The sequence below is a fragment of the Enterobacter cloacae complex sp. 677-3DZ2D5B genome (genome assembly GCF_004136695.1).
GTDB lineage: Bacteria > Pseudomonadota > Gammaproteobacteria > Enterobacterales > Enterobacteriaceae > Enterobacter > Enterobacter hormaechei_C.
On record NZ_QFLS01000032.1, the window covers coordinates 1 to 4,265 of the forward strand.

At 50.7% G+C, this 4,265-nt stretch carries 4 protein-coding genes; 2 read left to right on the forward strand and 2 right to left on the reverse strand.

Annotation, left to right across the window (positions count from 1 at the left end; translation table 11 throughout):
• Positions 1-401: 401 nt before the first annotated feature.
• Positions 402-1,943: an IS91-like element ISCR1 family transposase gene (locus DD597_RS24785; RefSeq protein WP_000050481.1), complete on the forward strand. Its 1,542-nt coding sequence runs from the start codon at positions 402-404 to the stop codon at positions 1,941-1,943.
• Positions 1,944-2,407: 464 nt separating this feature from the next.
• Positions 2,408-3,316, forward strand: coding sequence for an SDR family oxidoreductase (locus DD597_RS24790; protein WP_001749993.1), 909 nt, complete (start codon positions 2,408-2,410; stop codon positions 3,314-3,316).
• 91 nt (positions 3,317-3,407) lie between these two features.
• Here the strand turns inward: DD597_RS24790 and DD597_RS24795 are convergent, their stop codons facing one another.
• Positions 3,408-4,052, reverse strand: coding sequence for a quinolone resistance pentapeptide repeat protein QnrB6 (locus DD597_RS24795; RefSeq protein WP_001749994.1), 645 nt, complete (start codon positions 4,050-4,052; stop codon positions 3,408-3,410).
• 94 nt (positions 4,053-4,146) lie between these two features.
• Positions 4,147-4,265, reverse strand: a 119-nt coding sequence (locus DD597_RS24800) for a helix-turn-helix domain-containing protein (RefSeq protein ID WP_271063911.1), incomplete at its 5' end; no start/stop codon positions are given.

Below are 4,265 nucleotides of genomic sequence, written 5' to 3' on the forward strand. Positions count from 1 at the left end.
TCACCTTCCGGCCGCCCGCTAAATATCTCCTTTTGGGTTGTTAATAAAACATCCAATAAGTTGACTGTGCGTGAAAAAGAAAGTTTTGTGTGATGGCGTTGAAGATCGCACCGTTAAGCTCTTATGTGGGATGGTGCAGAGCTCGACGACTACCGATAAAACGCAACCGCCGCAAACAGACAAGAAAAAGCCCCAACTGATAACAGTTGGGGCTTCAGTATTGTGATTGGTGGAGCAATAGCACCCTGAACCCAAAACCTTCTCGCTCAACCGGTAGTGGCTGATAACAACTCGTGAGGGCTATTGCGGGTTAAGCATTTAGCGATGTCTAGGGCCAGACTGGACGTCTGAACGCAAGCCGCTGATACTGTACATAACCACAGTATCAGCGGAGGATACCCATGTCGCTGGCAAGGAACGCCACGGCGAGTCAATCGCCCACTCAAACAAACGGTTACGAACGCCACCAACCCGACCAGACGCTGCTCTACCAGCTGGTTGAGCAGCACTACCCAGCCTTCAAAGCCTCACTCGAAGCCCAAGGTCAACACCTGCCTCGCTACATCCAACAAGAATTCAACGACCTCCTCCAATGTGGCCGTCTGGAGTATGGTTTCATGCGGGTTCGCTGCGAGGATTGTCATCACGAGCGTCTGGTCGCCTTCAGCTGTAAACGACGCGGCTTTTGCCCTAGCTGCGGTGCCCGCCGGATGGCCGAGAGTGCGGCGCTGCTGATAGACGAAGTCTTCCCCAAGGAGCCCATTCGCCAGTGGGTGCTCAGCTTTCCTTTCCAGCTACGCTTTTTGCTGGCTCGCCATCCCCAGCTGATGGGCCAGGTCTTGAGTATCGTCTATCGTACACTCTCAACTCATCTGATCAAAAAAGCCGGTTACACCAAAGCCTCTGCACAAACTGGCTCAGTGACTCTTATCCAACGCTTTGGCTCCGCGCTAAATCTCAATGTCCACTACCACATGCTGTTTCTCGATGGTGTCTATGCCGAAGATGACTATGGCAAGCAACGCTTCCATCGTGTCAAGGCACCCACTTACGATGAGCTGAATACGCTCGCTCACACCCTCAGCCATCGCATCGCTCGCTGCATGGAAAAGCGTGGGATTTTGGAGCGTGATGCCGAGAATACGTGGTTGACACTGGAAGAGGGCGAAGACGATACGCTGACTCAATTACATGGTGCTTCGGTTACGTATCGCATTGCCGTCGGCCCCCAGCAAGGGCGCAAAGTCTTCACCCTGCAAACCTTGCCAGGGCGTGAGGATAAAGCCGACTCAAGCAGTCGAGTAGCCAACCATGCTGGTTTCTCGCTACACGCCGGTGTGATGGCCGAAGCGCATCAGCGGGATAAGCTTGAGCGCTTGTGTCGCTACATTAGTCGGCCAGCGGTTTCAGAAAAACGTCTGGCATTAACCGCCAATGGGCAGGTGCGTTACGAGCTCAAAACTCCGTACCGCAATGGCACCACCCATGTGATCTTCGAGCCGCTGGACTTCATCGCCAAACTCGCTGCGTTGGTACCTAAGCCGCGAGTCAACCTCACACGCTTCCACGGCGTCTTTGCACCGAACAGCAAACACCGAGTTCAAGTAACACCCGCCAAGCGGGGCAAGAAGCCCGACAAATCGGAAGGTCTCGATACTAACTGGCGTGACAAGAGTCCTGCAGAGCGCCACCGCGCCATGACCTGGATGCAACGCCTCAAGCGAGTCTTCAATATTGATATTGAAGTCTGCGAACACTGCGGCGGTCACGTCAAAGTGATTGCCAGCATCGAAGATCCGAAGGTCATTGAGCAGATTCTCAAGCATCTGAAACAGAAAACAGCCAAGGCGAATGCCGCCAAGCAGCGTGAGCTGCCACCAGAACGAGCGCCGCCACTGACTCCCAGCCTGTTCGATCCATCACAGAGTCGTCTCTTTGACTGACGACCCCAAATCCAACACTGCTCAACACTGCCAACTTTTAAACGGGGCGGTGGGGCAGTTTGTATCTCTCGAGCTATCAGGCTAGAGATTTTACCGCCAAATCGAACCTTATTAGAGCGGTTTAGGCTGGACCGGCAGTTAAAATTGGGGCTTGAGCGGTAAACGAGTGAGGGAATTTCAGGTAAGATACTTCGGATGAGGAGCAAAAAGGTGGTTTATACTTCCTATACCCCAGATTGAGATGTTAAGTGTGGTTGCTATTTATTAACACTGCGAACTGGATAAGTCTCAAATAATATTTTTTAAATTAAATCTAACGTTGGTGGGGATATAAGCGCAACGGTAGAGGAAAGTAGGGAGGGTAATATTCCGAGAAAATTAAGTGTAGCTGGATAATATAGGTCATACCATTCATTTTGGTCTACGATTATTAGTCTTTGTGATAAATAATGAGAGGTAATTGAATGGCTGGCTTAAACAAGGAAAAAAAGACCATCAATAAAACCAATTCTGCGCGTTTTCCGGCGCCGCCTTTTCAACAGCAGCAGCAGCCCTTTCCCGGGCTGGCGGGGAAAATGCAACCGCGCCCCGATCATGGAGAAGACAGCTATCAGGGAAGCGGTCGCCTGAATGGGCGCAAGGTATTAATTACCGGTGGGGATTCAGGGATTGGTCGTGCTGTTGCTATTGCCTATGCTCGTGAAGGCGCTGATGTTGCGATTAACTATTTACCTGAAGAAGAAGACGATGCGCGTGAAGTGGTCGATCTGATAAAAAAAGCAGGCAGAAATGTTTTGGCCATCCCCGGCGATATCCGTGATGAGGCTTTTTGCGGTCATCTGGTAACACAGGCGGTAAAAGGACTGGGAGGGTTGGATATCCTCGTCAATAATGCGGGTCGTCAGCAATTTTGTGAGTCAATTGAGGAACTCACCACAGAAGACTTCGACGCAACATTCAAAACCAATGTTTACGCTATGTTTTGGATCACCAAAGCGGCCATACCCCATCTTTCACCAGACAGCGTGATAATTAATACCTCCTCCGTACAGGCTTATGAGCCAAGTGAAATCTTGCTTGATTATGCTCAGACTAAAGCAGCTATCGTGGCATTTACTAAATCGCTGGCGAAACAGCTGGCCCCGAAAGGGATCCGTGTCAATGCCGTCGCGCCGGGTCCATACTGGACTGTACTGCAGTGCTGTGGTGGTCAACCGCAGGAAAAGGTGGAGAAATTTGGGGCAAATGCGCCGCTGGGACGCCCTGGTCAACCGGTGGAAATCGCGCCGCTTTATGTCACCCTGGCCGCTCGGGAGAACAGCTATACGTCTGGTCAGGTCTGGTGTTCTGATGGGGGGACCGGAACCCTCTAACGTTTACGCTCTGTGCGTCGAAAGTGACTTTTAAGGCAAGGGCGGACACTATTGTATAAGGGCGGGAGCGGTACTTACCGCTCCGTGAATGCTAACCAATCACCGCGATGCCAAGCCGCTCCATGAGCAACGACGCCTGGTAGTTGTCCAGCTTAACGCCTTGTAAATCAACGCCCCGAATATCTAAGTCACCCAACTCCGAATTGGTCAGATCGCAATGTGTGAAGTTCGCTGCTCGCCAGTCGAAAGTCGAAAACTCGCCGCCGGAGAGATCTGAACCACTGAACGTCGCGCCCAGTACCTGGGCACCCATCCAACGGTTTTCCCACAGCTCACACTTTTCCAACACGACTTTCGAAAAATTGGCGTAGCTTAGATTGGTATTCGTGATATATGCGCTACAAAACCAGGTGCGCGTGGTGATCATATTCATAAAGCTTGCGCCGCGGAAATCTGCGCCTTGTGCGCGGCAGTGGCGAATTTCAATGCCCAGCGCACTGGCATTGCGAAAATCCGCCATGGATAAATCACAGCTTTTAAAAATGGCATCTTTCAGCATCGCACGACTAAAATTGCACCCTTTCTGGCTTTCACGATCATAGAACTGACAGCCGATAAATTCAGTGCCGCTCAGGTCGGCACCTGAAAAATCACAGTTAAAAAATGTACTATTTTCAATTTTCTCACCGGTGAAACGGTTTCTGTCAATTTTTTCGCCAACGAGTGCCAGAGCCATATTTGTACCTGTTTTTTTATACAGTAATGGCGTCATGGTAAACCCTGATGGGGTTATGCGTCAAATCCGCCAATATGACATCTGCAAATGTGCGTTAAATCTGGTGTTTTTTCAGCAAAGCGCGAAGCTGATGGTAAGTCAGCCCCAGTAATTCAGCGGCTTTTTTCTGGTTAAATTTTGCCTGCTGTAAGCCGTGCATAATAAGCCCTACAC

Bases quoted from the DNA above. Each gene is read 5' to 3' on its own strand.
- DD597_RS24785 (WP_000050481.1), top strand. From the start codon at position 402: ATGTCGCTGGCAAGGAACGCCACGGCGAGTCAATCGCCCACTCAAACA.
- DD597_RS24790 (WP_001749993.1), top strand. From the start codon at position 2,408: ATGGCTGGCTTAAACAAGGAAAAAAAGACCATCAATAAAACCAATTCT.
- DD597_RS24795 (WP_001749994.1), bottom strand. From the start codon at position 4,052: ATGGCTCTGGCACTCGTTGGCGAAAAAATTGACAGAAACCGTTTCACC.